Below are 18030 nucleotides of genomic sequence, written 5' to 3'. Positions count from 1 at the left end.
CTATAATGGCAGGTAGCGATCAGCGACCTGAGCAAAGGACCGGCGATGTGTCAGCTCCTCGGCATGAACTGCAACGTGCCCACGGACATCTGTTTCTCGTTCGCAGGCTTCCAGGCGCGCGGCGGCGTCACCGACCACCACCGTGACGGATGGGGCATCGCGTTTTTCGAAGGGCGCGGCGTGCGCGTTTTCCTCGACCCGCAGCCGAGCGCGAATTCCCCGGTTGCCGAACTCGTCCGCAACTACCCGATCCGCTCGCTCAACGTCATCGCCCATATCCGCAAGGCGACGCAAGGCCAGGTGCGCCTCGACAACACGCACCCGTTCCAGCGCGAACTGTGGGGGCGCTACTGGATCTTCGCGCACAACGGCAACCTGCTCGACTACGCGCCGGCGCTCACCGGGCGCTTCCTGCCGGTCGGCGGCACCGACTCCGAGGCCGCGTTCTGCCACATCCTGCAGTGCCTGGCGCAGCGGTTTCCGGACGGCCCGCCGAGCGCCATCGCGCTGCACGAGACGCTGCGCGAACTGACGATCGAAATCGGACAGCACGGCGAGTTCAACTACCTGCTGTCGGACGGCGAACACTTGTTCGCCCATTGCTCGTCACGGCTCGCGTTCATCGTGCGCAAAGCGCCATTCACGGTCGCCCACCTCGCGGATCAGGACATGACCGTCGACTTCAGCCGGCACACCACACCGAACGACCGCGTCGCGGTCATCGCGACCGTGCCGCTGACCGACAATGAAACCTGGCAGCAGATGACGCCGGGCTCGCTCGTGGCTTTTCGGCACGGCGCCCCCGTACCGCTCGGCGACACCCGCACCGTCGCCTCGCAACCGTCCCGCGCGACCGGAAGCAGGTAAATTTTGCTTCATCGCGGAATGTTGAAAGGCTAGAGTTGGCGTTTGCCAGATTCCGATGACTGCGGAGCCCCCAATGGACTGCACCTTGTGTCTTGCCGAAATGGAAACCCCGATCTGGCGCGACGGAAGCTGTCGCGTCATCCTCGTCGGTGATCCCGACTACCCCGGTTTCTGCCGCGTCGTGTGGCATGAACACGTCGCCGAAATGAGCGACCTCACCGCGCCGGCGCAGCGCCACCTGATGAATGTCGTGCTCGCGACCGAGACCGCGCTGCGCCAGCTGATGCGGCCGGACAAGATCAACCTCGCCAGCCTCGGCAATGTCGTGCCGCACCTTCACTGGCACGTCGTTCCGCGCTTCCGCGACGACAAGCATTTCCCGCAGCCGGTCTGGGGAATCCCGCAGCGCGAAGGGGCCCGACGCGAAGCCCCCGCGGTCGAGGCGCTGGCCGGCGCGATCGTTACCGCGCTGACCGAGCTGACCGCGGGCTGAAGCCGGCCCGCTCCCGCTCATCGCGACGACTATCGGCAACCCAAGGATCGCATGGCGCACGAATCTCCGGTCGACTACGGCAGTCCGGCCGAATGCCTCGATGTGCTCAAGCGCATGCGCCTGCTCGACATCGACGCGACGCAGCGCACGCTCGCGGACATCGTCGCCGGGCTGATCCGCGCGTTGCCGGCACCGAACCAGCACCTCGAGGTCCTCGAAGCGGTGCGGGCGCAGGTCGACTTCGTGCAGGCCGAGATGGCGAAGCGCTACGCCGCGCACCCGCTCCCTCCCGACAGCAGCGAAAACGCGACGCTCGCGCGGGTGGTTGCGCTGTGGCGCGGGATGGCGCGTTCCTACGCGCAGATAAGCCGCCAGGACGCGGCCGCCGGCACCCTCGACGACCAGCGCGCGCTGCTCGCGCAGCGGCGCGTGGATTACACCGGCAGGGCGCTGCTGGAGTACTTCCGGGCTCACCGGGCGCCGCCGCACGGCACGTGGGCCGAGTTGCACGACAGCTATTCGGTGGCGGAGGCGCGCGGCGTCGCCGGCATTCGCGTGCCGGATTCGCTCAACGAGGTGTGGAAAGCGCAAAGTGCGCTCGAAGCTTACGTCTCGGCGGTGCTCGTCGACCTCGCGAATCCGTTCGGCCGCGGCGAGCGGGAGTTCAAATGGGTACATCGCTGGGCGCAGCGCTTCGCCCCCTATTGCAGCCTCGACGCAGGGCCCGACACCGAACGGACGGGGGCCGCCGCGTTTGGCATCGATCTCGCCGGCGACCACGGGCCGCGCCCGCTGTGGTTGATGGCGCAACCAGGCGCAGGCGTGCGCCGCTTCGATGCCGGTCGGCTCGCCGGACAGATCCGGGCGGTGCTGACGCAATTCAGGCGGGGCGCCGCGCCGGCTTCGCTCGGCCTGGGCGCGGACTGTCCGGCCGATGCCGGTGCGGCGCTGCTGCTGTCCCTTTATCGCCCGTGGGGGCTGGCATCGGCCGCGCGACGCTTTCCGCGCCGCGGCGGCAAGGGCAGCGCGCAGCTGTGCGGCGACTGGCTGACGATCGGTTTCCACATCGGCGGCAGGATTTTCGAGCAGCCGGCCGGGAGCGCGACAGCCGGCAGCGTGGCACGCGATATTTCGCTGCTGACCTTCGGCGAGCGGGCGCCGGAGGCGGTCCGGGGGTGGTCGGAAAAGCAGCGCCAGCGCGTCGCCGCGACGCTCGGCTTCGTCTGCGGACACTGGGACATGGTCGATCATTCGGTGAACGGCTTTCGCCTGCAGCAATACCCGCATACCGAGCGTCTCGAGCATCACCAGCTCGTCGGTATCCGCCCCCCCGACGGTGAACGTTTCCTGCTCGGCCAGGTGACCTGGCTGATGTACCGGGAGGACGGCGTGATGGAGGCCGGTATCCACGTTCTGGCGGGGCTGCCGAAAGTCGTCGCCGCCCGCCTGTTCGGCCTGAACGTCAATGCGCATGTCGCCTACCAGCAGGCCTTCCTGCTGCCGGCGACGCCGGCGCTGAAGGCCCCGGCGTCGCTGGTGCTGCCCGGCGGGTGGTTCCAGGAGCAGCGCGTGATCGAGGTCCACGATGGCGAGGCGATGCAGTTGCGGCTGACCGGGCTGCTGGCGCGCGGCACGAATTTCGATCAGGTCAGTTTCGAACCGCTGACCGCTCCCGCGCGAGACGCGCCGCAGGAAACCGCGCACTGAAGCGGCTGCCCTTGCCATACTCGCTTTCGATAAGCAGCTGCGCGTCATGGCGCGACAGGATGTGCTTGACGATCGCGAGGCCGAGCCCGGTCCCGCCGGTTTCGCGCGAGCGTCCGCGGTCGACGCGGTAGAAGCGTTCCGTCAACCGCGGAAGATGGCGGGCTTGGATACCGATCCCGGTGTCTTCGACCGCGAATTCAGCCCCGCCGCCGATCCGCCGCCAGATCAGGCGAATCTGCCCGCCGTCCGACGTGTAGCGCACTGCATTGCTCGCGAGGTTCGCAAACGCCGAACGCAGCTCCTTCCCGCTGCCGAGCAGGACCGCGCCTTCGCTTTCTGGCGCGACGGCGAGACTGATGTCGTGGCGCCCGCCCGACAGCAATTCCGTGTCGCGGACGATGTCGGCGAGCAACGGGCCGACCGCGATTTTCTCTTCTGCCGCCGCCGGAGCGCCGGTCTCGAGCGCGGACAGCGTCAGCAGGTCTTCGATCAGGAACTGCATCCGGCACGATTGCTCGAACGCGAGCCGAAGATAACGCATCGCTTCGGCGGGCTCGAGGTCCTCGTGCCCGTCGATCAGTGTTTCGAGGAAGCCGATGACGACCGTCAGCGGCGTGCGCAATTCGTGCGAGACATTCGCAATGAAGTCGCGGCGCATGGTTTCGAGTTTTTCGAGCTGGCTGATGTCGCGCGACACGATCATTTTCTGCCCGTCGCCGAACGGCACGGCCTGCACCAGCAGCGTCAGGCCCGGCCGGCGACCCGAGCGGAGGACCACCGGCTCGGCGTCATTCCGCGTCCCGAGCAGGCGCACGAACTCGGGTTCGCGCACGAGGGTCGTGACCGGCGCGCCCTGGTCCCGCGAACCGTCGAGGCTGAAATGCTGCCCGGCCGTGGTGTTGATCCACTCGATCCGATCGCTGGCGGAAAGGTACATCACGCCGTCGGGCATCGCCTCGCTCGCTTCACGAAAACGCTCCAGCGCGACCGAGAGCTGCTCGCGCGCCTCGTCGCCGAGGCGCGCCCGCCGTGCGAGGCCGGCAAACGCGTACTGCCAGGTTCCCGTTCCGTGCGGCGGCGGCGTGCCGACCGGTTTCTGCGTCCATGCAGCGAGGCGGCAGAGATTGCGCACATGGTGCACATACAGCAGCAGCACGCTACCGCTCATCGTCAGCAGCCCGGCGAGCGGACCCGCGACGAGCCCGACGGCCAGCGCCGCGAGGGCGATGAGCGCAAGCGTACCGGCCGCAACGCTCCAGACGTAACGGGCAGAAAGGGTGATGGCGGGCTCCGGCAGGCGGTCAGAGGCCGGATTATTGCACGCTGCCGCCCTCGACCCGCAGCGAGAAACGGTAGCCGCTGCCGCGCACCGTCTGGATCAGCTGGTCGTGCCCGCTCGGCTCGAGCGCCGCACGCAGGCGCCGCACATGCACATCCACGGTGCGGTCCTCGACGAAGACATGGTCGCCCCACACCTTGTCGAGCAGCTGGGCGCGCGAATGCACGCGCTCGGGATGAGTCATGAGGAAATGCAGCAGGCGGAATTCAGTCGGGCCGAGCGCGACCGGCCTGTCCCCGCAGCCGACGCGGTGCGTCGCGGGGTCGAGCCGCAGGCCGCCCGCCTCGACCGCGTCCTCGGTGGTTTGCGGTGCGCGCCGGCGCAGCACGGCCGTGATCCGGGCTGCCAGCTCGCGCGGGCTGAACGGCTTGGTGATGTAGTCGTCGGCGCCGCTCTCGAGGCCGGCGACTTTGTCCTGCTCTTCGCCGCGCGCCGTCAGCATGATGATCGGGATCGCGCGGGTCCGTTCGTCGGCCCTGAGCCGGCGCGCGAGTTCGATGCCCGTCATGCCCGGCAGCATCCAGTCCAGCAACACCAGGTCGGGCAGCGCGTCGCGCAGGAGGCGCTGTGCCGCCTCCGCGTCGGATGCCCGCACGACGCGGTGGCCGGCACGGGTCAAGCTGGCGGCGATAAGCTCCTGAATGGCCGATTCGTCTTCCACTAGCAGAATGTTCGCAGGCATCGATGCATCACTCCATGTTGGCCGACGCAGTGTATTGCAGCCATTTGAATTTTTTGTGACAAGTCATCCCGGCGCAATCGAAGCGCGGCCCGCCGGGCGCCGCTCGGCCGCGCCGATTCGGGTATGATTGGACTCCCGACATCGCCCGACTCACCAGTCACCATGGCCGGACTCGACGACAAAACACCCACCCCCACCGCGCTCACCTTGCACCGCAAATCCCGCGTGCTCGAAATCGCGTTCGACGATGGCAGCGAGTTTTCGCTGCCGTTCGAGTATCTGAGGGTGTATTCCCCCTCGGCAGAGGTGCGCGGACACGGAGCCGGCCAGGAAGTGCTGCAGGTCGGCAAACGCGATGTCGACATCGTCGATCTCGAACCGGTCGGCAACTATGCCGTGAAACCGGTGTTCTCCGACGGACACGACAGCGGCCTGTATTCCTGGGACTACCTGTACTGGCTCGCGACGCAGCACGACACGCTGTGGCAGCAGTATCTCGACCGGCTCGCGCAGGAAGGCCGCAGCCGCGATCCCGCCGAAAATCCACCCGTCCCGCCCAAATCCGGCTGCGGCGGTCACAAGCACTGAGCATGAACGAAAAGACGACCCATTTCGGCTTCGAGACGGTGGCGGAAGGCGAAAAACACAAAAAAGTCGCCGAGGTGTTTTCCTCGGTCGCCCGCCGCTACGACGTGATGAACGATCTCATGTCCTTCGGCCTGCACCGGCTGTGGAAGGCATTCACGATCCAGATATCGGGAGTCGGCTGCGGCGACCGCGTGCTCGACGTCGCCGGCGGGACAGCAGACCTGTCGCTCGCATTCGCGAAACGGGTCGGCCGCGACGGCCAGGTGTGGCTCACCGACATCAATCACGCGATGCTGTCGCGCGGGCGCGACCGGGTGCTCGACCGCGGCTTCGCGCTGCCGGTCGCGCAATGCGACGCCGAGAAGCTGCCGTTCCCCGACAACTGGTTCGACTGCGTGACGGTTGCGTTCGGCCTACGCAACATGACCCACAAGGACGTCGCGCTCGCCGAGATGCGGCGCGTGCTGCGTCCGGGCGGCCGTCTCCTCGTGCTCGAATTCTCGAAAGTCTGGGCGCCGCTCGCGCCGGCCTACGATTTCTATTCGTTCAAGATCCTGCCCTGGATGGGCGACAAGGTCGCCCACGACGCGGACAGCTACCGTTACCTGGCCGAATCGATCCGGATGCACCCCTCGCAGGACGAACTGAAGGAGCTGATGGAACGAGTCGGCCTGAAGCGAGTCGATTACTTCAACCTGACCGGGGGCGTCGTCGCCCTGCACCGCGGCTACAAGCTCTGATTCCGCTGCGCGCGCCCGCTTCCTTTCCTGCGGGGCGAGCGGCCGGTTTCGCACCATGAACGGAGACATATCACCCATGAAAAACCTGCTTCTCGGCCTGATCGCGGTCATTTTCACCCTCGGTTTCGGCATCCCTGACGCCGACGCCAAGCGTCTCGGCGGGGGCGGCAGCTTCGGCATGCAGCGCCAGATGAGCCCGTCGGCGCCGCGCCAGCCGTCGGCCGCGCCGCAGCAGACGCCGCAGGGCGCGAATGCCGTGCCGCAGAAGCGGTCGTGGATGGGCCCGCTCGCCGGGCTGGCCGCCGGCCTCGGGCTGGCTGCGCTCTTCTCGCATCTGGGCCTCGGCGCCGAAATGGGCTCGTTCCTGATGATCGCGCTGCTGGCGCTCGCTGCCCTGATGCTGTTCCGCATGCTGTCGCGTCGCAATGCCGCAGCGCGCTCGGGCGGCGCGATGCAGTACGCCGGCGCTCCTGCCGGCGGGAGCTTCCCCGCTTCTGCGCCGGCAAGCTTCCCCGCTGCCAGCAGCGCGGTGGCGCCTGCGCCAGCGGGCAACATCCCCGCGAACTTCGATGCCGAAGCGTTCGTGCGGCAGGCCAAGGTCCAGTTCATCCGCCTGCAGGCCGCCAACGATGCCGGCAATCTCGAAGACATCCGCGAATTCACGTCACCCGAGATGTTTGCTGAAATCCGCATGCAGCTGACTGAACGCGCTCCGGGGACGCAGCGCACCGACGTCGTGGAGCTGAACGGCGAAGTCATCGAAGTCGTGGAGGAAGCGCAACGCTACGTCGTCAGCATCCGCTTCTCCGGCCTGCTGCGCGAAGAAGAAGGCGCGGCACCAGTGGCGTTCGACGAAGTGTGGCATCTGACCAAACCCAGGACCGGAAACGCCGGGTGGGTCGTCGCGGGCATCCAGCAGCTTTCCTGAATCCTCTACGGCGGACCCCGGAATGCCGGGGTCCCGCAGAAAACGATGTCAGTCGCACGCCGCGGTTTCCTCACCGCCATCAACCACCTGCTGGGCCCGGCGCCTTGGGCCCGGGAACGGCTTTCGCCCCATGCGGGCCGGCATGCGCTACTACATGCCGACCCGTTCGACATCATGTTCACGGTCCTGCCGGACGGTTTTCTCGCCGCGGCGGACGCAGCCACGACGCCTTCGATCACGCTTTCGCTTCCGCTCGGCGCGCTGCCCGGCCTCCTCACCGGAGATCCCGGGAAGGCAATGAGCGAAGTGCGGATCGACGGCAATGCCGAGTTCGCCGATGCGCTCGGCTTCGTGTTCCGCAACTTGCGCTGGGACGCCGAGGAAGACCTGTCGCGCGTGCTTGGCGACATCCTCGCCCACCGCGTCGTGCTCGGGGCGCAGGCCGTCAGGGACGGAGGTTTGAGGGCGTGCCAGGCGTTGGGCGGCAACGTCGCCGAATATCTCACCGAAGAGCAGCCGCTCCTCGTCACGCGTGCGGCACTCGAAGGGCATGGCGGAGAACTGGGGGCGCTGCGCGACGACCTGGCGCGCCTCGACAAGCGCGTTGAGCGGCTCTGCGCCTCCCGACAGTCCCCGTCGCGCCATGGTCAGCGGGCATCCGCCATGGCCGTTCCGCCGGACGGGCGCTAACTTCGCCGCAGGCAGGAAAGCACCCAAACAAAAAGGGCAGTCCTGACGGATCTGCCCTTTTTCTTTCGCCCAATGCCGGCGGCTTCGCCCGCCGTCCGGCTCAGTGGCCGCGCTTGCGCAGCTTCTGGATGGCCGCGATCTGTGCGATCGCTTCGGCGAGTTCCGCCTGTGCCTTGGCGTAATCGAGTTCGGTCGACTGATTTTTCAGCGCCTCTTCCGCGATGCGCTTGGCTTCGAGCGCTTTCGCCTCGTCCAGATCCTTGCCCCGGATCGCGGTGTCCGCGAGCACGGTGACCAGTCCCGGCTGCACTTCGAGAATGCCGCCGGCGACGAAAACGAGTTCCTCCTCCGCCTGGTCGGGACGCTTCACCCGTACCGCACCCGGCTTGATCCGGGTCATCAGCGGCATGTGGCCGGGCAGGATGCCGAGTTCACCCGCTTCACCCGGGAGCGCGACGAACTCCGCCAGGCCGGAAAAGATCTGCTCTTCCGCGCTGACGATGTCGACGTGGACCGTCATTGCCATAGTGATGTCCTTTTCAAGGCCGCACGACAGCGAGCTGCCGTGCGGCGGGCTCGATTACTGGAGCTTCTTGGCCTTCTCGATGGCCTCTTCGATACCGCCGACCATATAGAACGCCTGTTCGGGCATGTGGTCGCACTCGCCGTTCACGATCATCTTGAAGCCGTTGATCGTGTCCTTGAGCGACACGTACTTGCCCGGCGAGCCGGTGAACACTTCCGCGACGTGGAACGGCTGCGACAGGAAGCGCTGGATCTTGCGCGCCCGGGACACCGCGAGCTTGTCTTCCGGCGACAATTCGTCCATGCCCAGAATCGCGATGATGTCGCGCAGTTCCTTGTAGCGCTGCAGCGTCACCTGCACCTGGCGCGCGACGTTGTAGTGCTCTTCGCCGACCACCAGCGGGTCGAGCTGGCGCGACGTGGAGTCGAGCGGATCGACGGCCGGGTAGATACCCAGCGCGGCGATGTCACGCGACAGCACGACGGTCGAGTCGAGGTGGAGGAAGGTCGTCGCCGGGGACGGGTCGGTCAAGTCATCCGCCGGCACATACACGGCCTGGATCGACGTGATCGAGCCGACCTTGGTCGAGGTGATGCGCTCCTGCAGGCGGCCCATTTCTTCCGCTAGCGTCGGCTGATAGCCCACCGCGGACGGCATCCGGCCCAGCAGCGCGGACACTTCGGTACCGGCCAGCGTGTAGCGGTAGATGTTGTCCACGAAGAACAGGATGTCGCGGCCCTCGTCGCGGAAGCGCTCGGCCATCGTCAGGCCGGTCAGCGCGACGCGCAGACGGTTGCCCGGGGGCTCGTTCATCTGGCCGAACACCATCGCGACCTTGTCGAGAACGTTGGAGTCCTTCATCTCGTGGTAGAAGTCGTTCCCTTCACGGGTCCGCTCGCCCACGCCGGCGAACACCGACAGGCCCGAGTGCTGCTTGGCGATGTTGTTGATCAGTTCCATCATGTTCACGGTCTTGCCGACGCCGGCGCCGCCGAACAGGCCGACCTTGCCGCCCTTCGCGAACGGGCAGATCAGGTCGATGACCTTGATGCCGGTTTCGAGCAGCTCCACCGATGGCGACAGCTCGTCGAACTTCGGCGCCTTCGCGTGGATCGGGCGCAGCTCGTCAGCCTCGATCGGGCCCGCCTCGTCGATCGGGCGACCTAGCACGTCCATGATGCGGCCGAGGGTGCCGTGGCCGACGGGGATCGAGATCCCCTTGCCGGTGCTGGCGACTTTCATGCCACGGCGCAGGCCGTCGGACGAACCCATTGCAATCGTACGCACCACGCCGTCGCCGAGTTGCTGCTGCACCTCAAAGGTCAGCCCCTCTTCGGCGAACGAACCGACGGCGCTCTCGAGCTTGAGCGCGTCATACACCTTGGGCATCGCTTCGCGGGGGAACTGGATATCCACCACGGCGCCGATGCACTGAACGATCGTTCCTTGACTCATCGTCGTTTCCTTAAATCAGTTATGCGTTACACCGCGGCGGCGCCGCCGACGATCTCCGACAGCTCCTTCGTGATCGCTGCCTGGCGGGTCTTGTTGTAGACCAGCTGCAGTTCCCCGATCACGTTCTTCGCGTTGTCGGACGCGGCCTTCATCGCCACCATGCGCGCGCTCTGCTCCGAAGCCATGTTCTCGGCGACTGCCTGATAGACCAGCGCCTCGACGTAGCGCACCAGCATCTCGTCGATGACGACCTGCGGGTCGGGCTCGTACAGGTAGTCCCACGAACCTTCCGGCGTGCCGAGCTTCTCGCCGGTCAGCGGCAGCAGCTGCTCGAGCACCGGCTCCTGCTTCATCGTGTTGATGAAGCGCGTGTAAGCCACATAGACCGCGTCGAGCTCGCCGTTCTGGAACGCGTCGAGCATGATCTTGACCGGGCCGATCATCTTTTCGAGATGCGGCGTGTCACCGAGCTGAACGACGTGCGACACGACTTTCGCGCCCAGCCGCTGCATGAAGCCGAAACCCTTGTTGCCGATGCAGCAGGCCTGGATCTCGGTCGCGCCGGAGGCGTCCCAGCCCTTCATCGCGTTCAGCGCGACGCGCTGGATATTGGTGTTGAGACCGCCGCAAAGACCCTTGTCGGTGGTGACCAGAATCAGACCCACCCGCTTCACCTGGTCCTTCTGGACGAGGAAAGCGTGCTTGTAATCGGTCACATTGGCCTGGGACAGGTTCGCGGCGAGGCGGCGGATCTTCTCGGCATAGGGACGAGCGGCACGCATCCGGTCCTGCGCCTTGCGCATCTTGGATGCGGCCACCATTTCCATGGCCTTGGTGATCTTGCGCGTGTTTTGCACGCTCTTGATCTTGGTACGGATTTCCTTACCGCTAGCCATATTCCGTCTCCGTCCGCGGCCTTAGGCCCAGCTCTTCTTGAACTCGTCGATCACCGCGACCAGTTGCTTCTCGCCGTCGGCGTCGAGCTCCTTGGAGGTCATGATCTTGGTCACGAGAGCCGGATTCTTGGCCTTGACGTACTGCTGCAGCCCGGATTCGAACGCCAGCAGGCGCGGCACTTCGACGTCGTCGAAGTAGCCGTTATTCACCGCGTACAGCGTGATCGCCATGTCGGCGACCGACAGCGGCGCGTACTGCGGCTGCTTCATCAGTTCGGTGACGCGGCGGCCGCGCTCGAGCTGCTTGCGCGTCGCGTCGTCGAGGTCGGACGCGAACTGCGCGAACGCGGCGAGTTCGCGATACTGCGCGAGGTCGGTACGGATACCGCCGGAGAGCTTCTTGACGACCTTGGTCTGCGCGGCGCCGCCGACGCGCGACACCGAGATACCGGCGTTGATCGCGGGACGGATACCGGCGTTGAAGAGGTCGGTGTCGAGGAAGATCTGGCCGTCGGTGATCGAGATCACGTTCGTCGGAACGAACGCGGACACGTCGCCGGCCTGGGTTTCGATGATCGGCAGCGCCGTCAGCGAACCGGTCTTGCCCTTGACTTCGCCGTTCGTGAACTTCTCGACGTGATCGGCGGACACGCGCGACGCACGCTCGAGCAGACGCGAGTGCAGGTAGAACACGTCGCCGGGGTAGGCTTCGCGACCCGGCGGGCGGCGCAGCAGCAGCGAGATCTGGCGGTAGGCCCACGCCTGCTTGGTCAGATCGTCATAAATGATCAGCGCGTCCTGGCCGCGGTCGCGGAAGTATTCGCCCATCGTGCAGCCCGAGTACGGGGCGATGAACTGCATCGCGGCCGATTCGGAAGCCGTCGCGGCGACGACGATGGTGTATTCCATCGCGCCGTGCTCTTCGAGCTTGCGCACCACGTTCGCGATCGTCGAGGCCTTCTGGCCGATCGCGACGTAGACGCAGAACATGTCCTGGCCTTTCTGGTTGATGATCGCATCGACCGCGACGGCGGTCTTGCCGGTCTGGCGGTCGCCGATGATCAGCTCGCGCTGGCCACGTCCGATCGGCACCATCGCATCGACCGACTTCAGGCCGGTCTGCACCGGCTGCGACACCGATTGGCGCCAGATCACGCCCGGCGCGACTTTTTCGATCTTGTCGGTCAACTTGGCGTTGATCGGGCCCTTGCCGTCGATCGGCTGGCCGAGCGCGTTGACGACGCGGCCGATCAGTTCGGGGCCGACCGGCACTTCAAGAATGCGGCCGGTGGCCTTGACCGGATCGCCTTCGGTGATGTGTTCGTATTCACCCAGGACCACCGCACCGACCGAGTCGCGCTCGAGGTTCAGCGCGAGGCCGAAGGTATTGCCGGGGAACTCCAGCATTTCGCCCTGCATGACGTCGGCGAGACCGTGAACGCGCGTGATGCCGTCGGTAACCGACACCACGGTGCCTTCGTTGCGCGACGTGGCTGCGAGCTGCAGGTTCTGGATCCGGCTCTTAATCAGGTCACTGATTTCAGAGGGGTTGAGTTGCATGTATATGCTCCTAGTTCTTTAGCGCAGCGGCCATGTTCGCGAGCTTGCCGCGGACCGAGGCGTCGATCACTTCGTCGCCGATCGCGATGCGGACCCCGCCGATGAGTTCGGGGTCGAGGCTGACCTTGATGTTCAGCCTGGTCTTGAAACGCATCTCAAGATCGGCTTTCAGGTTCGCCAGCGTGGCATCGTCGAGCGGGAACGCGGAGGCGATTTCCGCCTCCTGGACGCCTTCGTGTTCGTTCTTGAGTTCAACGAACAGGTCACGGATCTCCGGAAGCACCTGCAGACGCTCGTTGTCGACGAGGACACGAACGAAATTCTGCAGCTCGGGAGTGAAGCCTTGTCCCGCAACGTCGATGAACAGCTGATACAGCTGGTCCGCGGACAGCTTGGGATTACTGATGCAGGCTTTCATCGACGCATCCGCGGCAGCGGCGGCGAGACGATCGAGTGCTTCCGACCAAGGCCCCAGCGCACCTGCCCCGCGAGCCAGCTCGAAGGCGGCATCCGCATAGGGGCGCGCGATGGTGACGTTCTCGGCCATGGCTTATTGCAGTTCCGTTTTCAGGTTGGCGAGCAGGTCGGCATGCACCTGCGCGTTGATTTCGCGACGCAGGATCTTCTCGGCGCCGGCGACAGCCAGATGGGCGACCTGGTCACGCAGTGCTTCCTTGGCGCGCTGGGCGGCCGTGCCGGCTTCGGCTTCGGCAGCTTCGCGAGCCTGGGCGATGATGCGGGCAGCTTCGGCACGGGCGTCGTCGAGGAATTTCGCCGCCTGCTTTTCGGCGGAGGTACGCACGTCGCCCGCGGATTCGCGAGCCTTGCGCAGTTCATCGACAACTTTCTTCTCGGCGAGCGAGAGGTCGGCCTTGGCCTTGTCCGCAGCTGCCAGCCCGTCTGCGATCTTCTTCGCGCGCTCGTCGAGCGCCTTCACGATGGGGGGCCACACGAACTTCATCGTGACCCACGCCAGAATGAAGAACACAACGAGCTGAGCGATCAGGGTTGCGTTCAAATTCACTGTTCTTGTCCCTCGGTTGTGGTCGGAGAGGCCGAAAGAGGCGAAATAAGCGAACCGATCAGACGAGCTGGAACGGGTTGGCGAACGCGAACATCATTGCGATACCGACGCCGATCAGGAACGCTGCGTCGATCAGACCAGCCAGCAGGAACATCTTGGTTTGCAGCGCGTTCATCAGCTCGGGCTGACGGGCGGAAGCTTCGAGGTACTTGGAGCCCATGATGCCGATACCGATACAAGCACCGATGGCGCCCATACCGATGATGAGGCCAGCAGCCAGAGCAACAAAACCCAGAACGTTTTCCATGACGACTCCTTGAGTAAAAGATTGATGAAGTTGAAAAAACCAGGTACTGCAATAAACCGTTAGTGGCTCTCGTGAGCCTGGCCGATATAGACCAGCGTCAGCATCATGAAGATGAAAGCCTGCAGCGCGACGATCAGGATGTGGAAGACCGCCCAGATCGAGCCGGCGACGATATGGCCGAGGAAACCGAACACCGTGGCGGTGCCGCCGAGCAGCGCGATCAGCATGAAAATCAGCTCGCCGGCATACATGTTGCCGAACAGCCGCATGCCGTGGGAGACGGTCTTGGCGAGGAACTCGATGATCTGCATCAGGAAGTTGACCGGCCACAGCAGCGGGTGGCTGCCGAACGGCGCAGTGAAGAGTTCATGCACCCAGCCCGAGAAACCCTTGATCTTGACGTTGTAGTAGAGGCAGATCAGCAGCACGCCGATCGACATGCCGAGCGTGCCGTTCAGGTCGGCGGTCGGCACGACGCGCAGATAGGCATGCTCGTTGCCGGAAATCATCGCCCACAGCCGCGGCAGCAGATCGACCGGCAGGAAGTCCATCGAGTTCATGAGGAAGATCCACAGGAACACCGTCAGCGCGACCGGTGCGACGAACTTGCGCGATTCGGCGCTGTGGATGATGCCCTTTGCCTGGTCGGCAACCATTTCGACGAGGATCTCGACGGCTGCCTGAAACCGCCCCGGAACGCCGGGAGTCGCCTTGCGGGCGGCGCGGATCAGGAAGAACAGCGTGATGACGCCGAGCGCGATCGAGAAGAACAGGGTGTCGAGGTTCCATACGCTCCAGTCGATCACTGCCTTCTGGGCGTGGCCGGTGGAGTTCATATGGGTCAGGTGGTGGACGATGTATTCGCCGGAGGTCGGTGCTTCGGTAGCCATGGTCAGGTCTTCACCAAAAATGCAAATAAATTCGCCTTCAGTGCCAGGATCAGGCCGATGAAGATGCCGCCCCAATGGACGTCTTCATAAAACTGCCCGACCAGCACCAACAATCCCACGATCGACGCGATCTTGAGGAACTCGCCGATAAAGAAAACGATCACATTCGCTCCGCCCTGCCGCTTCGAGGCCAGGTGCAGCCGGAGCGCGAAAACCGCATTCGGCAAAACGCAGGAAAGTCCCCCGAGGGCTGCGGAAATTCCGCCGCGCAGGCCGAAAAAAACGGCCGCGATGGCCGTAGCTGCGATCGTCGCGCCAAGCTGCAGGAAAACCATTTTGAACATGGGATCCGCCGAGGCGATGCGCAGCATGCGCAGACCGCTTCAAAAATTCCGGCAATACTAGGGGTTAACCGCAACGAAGTCAAACCGATATTGCATCTCGCGACCTGTGTCGCGTCAGGTCATGCATCTTATACAAGATATCGAATCCGGTCGCGAAAAATTGCGCGCAGCGTGGCCCGGCAAAGCCGTCAGCATTCCTGCGGCGACCGGGCCTCCGGCGCGGAACAGGCTGAAGATATCTTCATCTGCTGCCGGGCGGGGACGAAAATGCTACGCTACTCGGCGCCGCAATACCTCGCGGACGTTGCGAAGTGCGGAGGGTTACGGTCCGATGCGAAGAATCCCCTGTCCCGTGAGTCATGCGATGAACCCCAAGACGATGCGCTGCGGCGCCAGACGCCGTGAGCGAGCAGCCTGAAGACGCGCTCCGGCGCGTCGTCGAGCACGAACGCGAAGGGCGGCGCATTCCGGCAGCCTCCGCGACCACGTCGAGCAATGAGCACAAATCGTTCGAGATGCTCGACTTGCTGAAGATCCGCCTGAAGCGGACGTTCGACCTCTACAAGGCGGGCAGTCTCGACACCGGATTCGTTCCGCGCATCGAAAGCATTGCGCTGACGGTCCAGCAGGCCTGCACGCATGACTCCGACGCCGCGCTCGCGAACCTGCACCTCGACTACGAGACGTCGTATGCGGTGGTCCATCACCTGCAGGCAGCGATCCTGTGCGAGCTGATCGGCAGGAAAATGGGGGTCGGCGAGGCCTCGCGGCTGTCGCTCGTCAAGGCCGGCCTGACCTATGACGTCGGTCTGATCGACATCCAGGACACGCTCGACCGCCAGCTGACGCCGCTGACGTCGCTGCAGCGCGAGCGCATCGCGCGCCATCCCGTCGACAGCGAATGGATTCTGACGAGTCTCGGCGTGACCGACGCCGCCTGGCTCGACTCGGTCCGCCACCACCACGAGCGTCTGGACGGCAGCGGCTATCCCGATGGCCATTTCGACGACGCGATCAGGCTGCCGGCGCGCGTGCTGGCGATCGCCGACATCTATAGTGCGATGGTGCGCGACCGCCCGTACCGCAAGGCGATGGTGTCCGGCAAGGCGATGCGCAAGTTGATGCTCGACCAGGGCAAGCAGACCGACAACCGGCTGATCCAGATGATGATCAAGGAGATCGGCGTTTTTCCGCCGGGGGCGATCGTGCGGCTTGCGAACGGCGAGGTCGCGGTCGTGAAGAAGCGGACGGCAAACAGCGCCTGCCCGCTCGTCCACGCTTTTGTCAAGCCGGATGGCATGCCGATGCTGGGCACGATTCCCCGCGACACCTCGACGGCCGATTTCCACATCGAGGGGATGGTTCCGTTTTCGAACTACCGCGGCTCGATCGTCATCATCCGCAATCTGTGGAATCGCCCATGAGCCGGGCAAGCCGTGGCGCCGCAAACGGCAGGACCGGGCAGTCCGATACCGATGGCATTCCGCGCAAACCCGACCAAGGAGTCTTTCCATGACCCTCGCGTTAAATGACCCCGACCTCTTCCGCACCCGCTGCCTCGTCGGCGGCACGTGGGCCGATGCCGACAGCGGTGCGACGATCGCGATCCACAACCCGGCCAGCGGCGAGCAACTCGGCACGATCCCGAAGATGGGCGCCGCCGAGACGCGCCGCGCGATCGACGCGGCCAATCGCGCGTGGCCGGCGTGGCGGGCGCTGACTGCCGGCGCCCGCGCGAAGGTGCTGCGCAAGTGGTTCGACCTGATCGTCGCACACCAGGAAGATCTCGCGCTGCTGATGACCTCCGAGCAGGGCAAGCCGCTCGGTGAGGCGCGCGGCGAAGTGCTGTACGCGGCGTCCTTCGTCGAGTGGTTCGCCGAAGAGGGCAAGCGCATCTACGGCGACGTGATCCCCGGCCACCAGCCCGACAAGCGCATCGTCGTGACGAAAGAGCCGGTCGGCGTCTGTGCGGCGATCACGCCGTGGAACTTCCCGCTCGCGATGATCACGCGCAAGGCCGGGCCGGCGCTCGCCGCGGGCTGCACGATGGTGCTGAAGCCGGCGACGCAGACGCCCTATTCGGCGCTCGCGCTCACCGTCCTCGCCGAACGCGCCGGCGTGCCCGCAGGCGTGTTCAGCGTGCTGACGGGCTCCGCGACCGAGATTGGCGGCGAACTCACCGCCAACCCGGTGGTGCGCAAACTCACGTTCACCGGGTCGACCGAAGTGGGCATCAAGCTCGCCGCGCAATGCGCCCCGACGATCAAGAAGCTGTCGCTCGAACTCGGCGGCAACGCGCCGTTCATCGTCTTCGACGACGCCGACCTCGACGCCGCCGTCGAAGGCGCGCTGGCGTCGAAATACCGCAACACCGGCCAGACCTGCGTGTGCGCGAACCGGCTGCTGGTGCAGGACAGTGTGTATGACGCGTTCGCCGAAAAGCTCGCCGCCGCGGTCGCGAAGCTGAAAGTCGGCAACGGCCTCGATGAAGGCGTCACGCAAGGACCGCTGATCGACATGCAGGCGGTCGAGAAAGTCGAGGAGCACATCGCCGACGCGCTGGCGAAAGGCGCGCGCGTCGTCACCGGCGGCAGGCGCCACGCGCTCGGCCGCAGCTTCTTCGAACCGACGATCCTCGCCGACGTCACGCCGCAGATGAAAGTCGCGCGCGAGGAGACGTTCGGCCCGGTCGCGCCGCTGTTCCGCTTCAAGGACGAGGCCGAGGCGATCCGCATGGCGAACGACACCGAGTTCGGCCTCGCCGCCTATTTCTATGCAGCGGGAATGAACCGCGTGTGGCGCGTGTCCGGCGCGCTCGAATACGGCATCGTCGGCATCAACACCGGCATCATCTCGACCGAAGTCGCGCCGTTCGGCGGCATGAAGTCATCGGGCCTCGGCCGCGAAGGTTCGAAATACGGCATCGAGGACTACCTCGAGATCAAGTATCTGTGCATGGGTGGCGTGCAGTAAGGCCAGGCCGTGCCGGGGTCG

20 protein-coding genes are annotated in these 18030 nt (G+C 65.3%); 9 read left to right on the top strand and 11 right to left on the bottom strand.

Translation table 11 applies throughout. From position 1 onward, the window contains the following. Window positions 1-45 precede the first annotated feature (45 nt). From GO606_RS11950 to GO606_RS11940, 3 genes are all read left to right on the top strand, one after another. Window positions 46-867, top strand: coding sequence for a class II glutamine amidotransferase (locus GO606_RS11950; RefSeq protein WP_169116858.1), 822 nt, complete (start codon window positions 46-48; stop codon window positions 865-867). Between the two features lie 73 nt (window positions 868-940). After that, complete coding sequence (locus GO606_RS11945; RefSeq protein WP_169116859.1) at window positions 941-1360, top strand: HIT family protein; 420 nt, start codon at window positions 941-943, stop codon at window positions 1358-1360. Between the two features lie 51 nt (window positions 1361-1411). Further along, window positions 1412-3067: a hypothetical protein gene (locus GO606_RS11940; RefSeq protein WP_169116860.1), complete on the top strand. Its 1656-nt coding sequence runs from the start codon at window positions 1412-1414 to the stop codon at window positions 3065-3067. Here GO606_RS11940 and phoR read toward each other — a convergent pair. Together phoR and phoB are read right to left on the bottom strand one after the other, a co-directional pair. Beyond that, window positions 3009-4349: a phosphate regulon sensor histidine kinase PhoR gene (gene phoR, locus GO606_RS11935; protein WP_169116942.1), complete on the bottom strand. Its 1341-nt coding sequence runs from the start codon at window positions 4347-4349 to the stop codon at window positions 3009-3011. The genes GO606_RS11940 and phoR overlap by 59 nt on opposite strands. Before the next feature lie 31 nt (window positions 4350-4380). Further along, window positions 4381-5088, bottom strand: a complete 708-nt coding sequence (gene phoB, locus GO606_RS11930; protein ID WP_169116861.1) for a phosphate regulon transcriptional regulator PhoB — start codon at window positions 5086-5088, stop codon at window positions 4381-4383. Window positions 5089-5250: 162 nt separating this feature from the next. Between phoB and GO606_RS11925 the strand changes: the two genes are divergently transcribed. From GO606_RS11925 to GO606_RS11910, 4 genes are all read left to right on the top strand, one after another. Further along, window positions 5251-5676 (top strand): gamma-butyrobetaine hydroxylase family protein, encoded by a 426-nt coding sequence (locus tag GO606_RS11925; protein WP_169116862.1) that lies wholly within the window; start codon window positions 5251-5253, stop codon window positions 5674-5676. Between the two features lie 2 nt (window positions 5677-5678). Beyond that, on the top strand, window positions 5679-6416 hold the full coding sequence (ubiE, locus tag GO606_RS11920; RefSeq protein WP_169116863.1) for a bifunctional demethylmenaquinone methyltransferase/2-methoxy-6-polyprenyl-1,4-benzoquinol methylase UbiE: 738 nt from the start codon (window positions 5679-5681) through the stop codon (window positions 6414-6416). Between the two features lie 76 nt (window positions 6417-6492). After that, a complete protein-coding gene (locus GO606_RS11915) occupies window positions 6493-7344 on the top strand; it encodes a Tim44 domain-containing protein (protein WP_169116864.1) in 852 nt (283 codons plus the stop codon). Between the two features lie 45 nt (window positions 7345-7389). Further along, complete coding sequence (locus GO606_RS11910; protein WP_169116865.1) at window positions 7390-8034, top strand: ubiquinone biosynthesis accessory factor UbiJ; 645 nt, start codon at window positions 7390-7392, stop codon at window positions 8032-8034. A 100-nt stretch (window positions 8035-8134) separates the two neighbouring features. Here the strand turns inward: GO606_RS11910 and GO606_RS11905 are convergent, their stop codons facing one another. The 9 genes from GO606_RS11905 to GO606_RS11865 are packed head-to-tail and all read right to left on the bottom strand — an operon-like array spanning window position 8135 to window position 15036. Then, entirely contained in the window at window positions 8135-8560 is a 426-nt protein-coding gene (locus tag GO606_RS11905; protein ID WP_169116866.1) for a F0F1 ATP synthase subunit epsilon, read from the bottom strand. 54 nt (window positions 8561-8614) lie between these two features. Beyond that, a complete protein-coding gene (atpD, locus tag GO606_RS11900; RefSeq protein ID WP_169116867.1) occupies window positions 8615-10015 on the bottom strand; it encodes a F0F1 ATP synthase subunit beta in 1401 nt (466 codons plus the stop codon). 26 nt (window positions 10016-10041) lie between these two features. Next, window positions 10042-10911 carry a F0F1 ATP synthase subunit gamma gene (atpG, locus tag GO606_RS11895; protein WP_169116868.1) on the bottom strand — a complete coding sequence of 290 codons (870 nt, stop codon included), beginning with the start codon at window positions 10909-10911 and terminating at the stop codon, window positions 10042-10044. 21 nt (window positions 10912-10932) lie between these two features. Next, on the bottom strand, window positions 10933-12471 hold the full coding sequence (gene atpA / locus GO606_RS11890; protein ID WP_169116869.1) for a F0F1 ATP synthase subunit alpha: 1539 nt from the start codon (window positions 12469-12471) through the stop codon (window positions 10933-10935). A gap of 10 nt (window positions 12472-12481) precedes the next feature. Then, window positions 12482-13018: a F0F1 ATP synthase subunit delta gene (locus GO606_RS11885; RefSeq protein ID WP_169116870.1), complete on the bottom strand. Its 537-nt coding sequence runs from the start codon at window positions 13016-13018 to the stop codon at window positions 12482-12484. Between the two features lie 3 nt (window positions 13019-13021). After that, window positions 13022-13495, bottom strand: coding sequence for a F0F1 ATP synthase subunit B (locus GO606_RS11880; RefSeq protein WP_053420603.1), 474 nt, complete (start codon window positions 13493-13495; stop codon window positions 13022-13024). A 58-nt stretch (window positions 13496-13553) separates the two neighbouring features. Further along, window positions 13554-13802, bottom strand: a complete 249-nt coding sequence (gene atpE, locus GO606_RS11875; RefSeq protein WP_169116871.1) for a F0F1 ATP synthase subunit C — start codon at window positions 13800-13802, stop codon at window positions 13554-13556. A 59-nt stretch (window positions 13803-13861) separates the two neighbouring features. After that, window positions 13862-14692 (bottom strand): F0F1 ATP synthase subunit A, encoded by an 831-nt coding sequence (atpB, locus tag GO606_RS11870; RefSeq protein ID WP_169116872.1) that lies wholly within the window; start codon window positions 14690-14692, stop codon window positions 13862-13864. Between the two features lie 2 nt (window positions 14693-14694). Beyond that, window positions 14695-15036, bottom strand: coding sequence for an ATP synthase subunit I (locus tag GO606_RS11865; RefSeq protein WP_169116943.1), 342 nt, complete (start codon window positions 15034-15036; stop codon window positions 14695-14697). A gap of 401 nt (window positions 15037-15437) precedes the next feature. Between GO606_RS11865 and GO606_RS11860 the strand changes: the two genes are divergently transcribed. Together GO606_RS11860 and gabD are read left to right on the top strand one after the other, a co-directional pair. Further along, window positions 15438-16460, top strand: coding sequence for an HD-GYP domain-containing protein (locus GO606_RS11860; protein WP_246979516.1), 1023 nt, complete (start codon window positions 15438-15440; stop codon window positions 16458-16460). 88 nt (window positions 16461-16548) lie between these two features. After that, a complete protein-coding gene (gabD, locus tag GO606_RS11855; RefSeq protein ID WP_169116873.1) occupies window positions 16549-18009 on the top strand; it encodes an NADP-dependent succinate-semialdehyde dehydrogenase in 1461 nt (486 codons plus the stop codon). Window positions 18010-18030: the final 21 nt, after the last annotated feature.

The organism is Aromatoleum anaerobium, from assembly GCF_012910705.2.
Taxonomy (GTDB): domain Bacteria; phylum Pseudomonadota; class Gammaproteobacteria; order Burkholderiales; family Rhodocyclaceae; genus Aromatoleum; species Aromatoleum anaerobium.
The sequence above is the reverse complement of the archived record's forward strand: the minus strand, read 5'-3'. Positions and strand labels throughout refer to the sequence as shown.

Excerpts from the sequence above, each read along its gene's own strand:
- atpE (WP_169116871.1), bottom strand. The coding sequence starts at position 13,802 with ATGGAAAACGTTCTGGGTTTTGTTGCTCTGGCTGCTGGCCTCATCATC.
- ubiE (WP_169116863.1), top strand. The coding sequence starts at position 5,679 with ATGAACGAAAAGACGACCCATTTCGGCTTCGAGACGGTGGCGGAAGGC.
- GO606_RS11950 (WP_169116858.1), top strand. The coding sequence starts at position 46 with ATGTGTCAGCTCCTCGGCATGAACTGCAACGTGCCCACGGACATCTGT.
- gabD (WP_169116873.1), top strand. The coding sequence starts at position 16,549 with ATGACCCTCGCGTTAAATGACCCCGACCTCTTCCGCACCCGCTGCCTC.
- atpD (WP_169116867.1), bottom strand. The coding sequence starts at position 10,015 with ATGAGTCAAGGAACGATCGTTCAGTGCATCGGCGCCGTGGTGGATATC.
- GO606_RS11885 (WP_169116870.1), bottom strand. The coding sequence starts at position 13,018 with ATGGCCGAGAACGTCACCATCGCGCGCCCCTATGCGGATGCCGCCTTC.
- GO606_RS11905 (WP_169116866.1), bottom strand. The coding sequence starts at position 8,560 with ATGGCAATGACGGTCCACGTCGACATCGTCAGCGCGGAAGAGCAGATC.
- atpA (WP_169116869.1), bottom strand. The coding sequence starts at position 12,471 with ATGCAACTCAACCCCTCTGAAATCAGTGACCTGATTAAGAGCCGGATC.
- GO606_RS11925 (WP_169116862.1), top strand. The coding sequence starts at position 5,251 with ATGGCCGGACTCGACGACAAAACACCCACCCCCACCGCGCTCACCTTG.
- atpG (WP_169116868.1), bottom strand. The coding sequence starts at position 10,911 with ATGGCTAGCGGTAAGGAAATCCGTACCAAGATCAAGAGCGTGCAAAAC.
- GO606_RS11910 (WP_169116865.1), top strand. The coding sequence starts at position 7,390 with ATGTCAGTCGCACGCCGCGGTTTCCTCACCGCCATCAACCACCTGCTG.
- phoB (WP_169116861.1), bottom strand. The coding sequence starts at position 5,088 with ATGCCTGCGAACATTCTGCTAGTGGAAGACGAATCGGCCATTCAGGAG.
- GO606_RS11915 (WP_169116864.1), top strand. The coding sequence starts at position 6,493 with ATGAAAAACCTGCTTCTCGGCCTGATCGCGGTCATTTTCACCCTCGGT.
- GO606_RS11945 (WP_169116859.1), top strand. The coding sequence starts at position 941 with ATGGACTGCACCTTGTGTCTTGCCGAAATGGAAACCCCGATCTGGCGC.
- atpB (WP_169116872.1), bottom strand. The coding sequence starts at position 14,692 with ATGGCTACCGAAGCACCGACCTCCGGCGAATACATCGTCCACCACCTG.
- GO606_RS11940 (WP_169116860.1), top strand. The coding sequence starts at position 1,412 with ATGGCGCACGAATCTCCGGTCGACTACGGCAGTCCGGCCGAATGCCTC.
- GO606_RS11865 (WP_169116943.1), bottom strand. The coding sequence starts at position 15,036 with ATGTTCAAAATGGTTTTCCTGCAGCTTGGCGCGACGATCGCAGCTACG.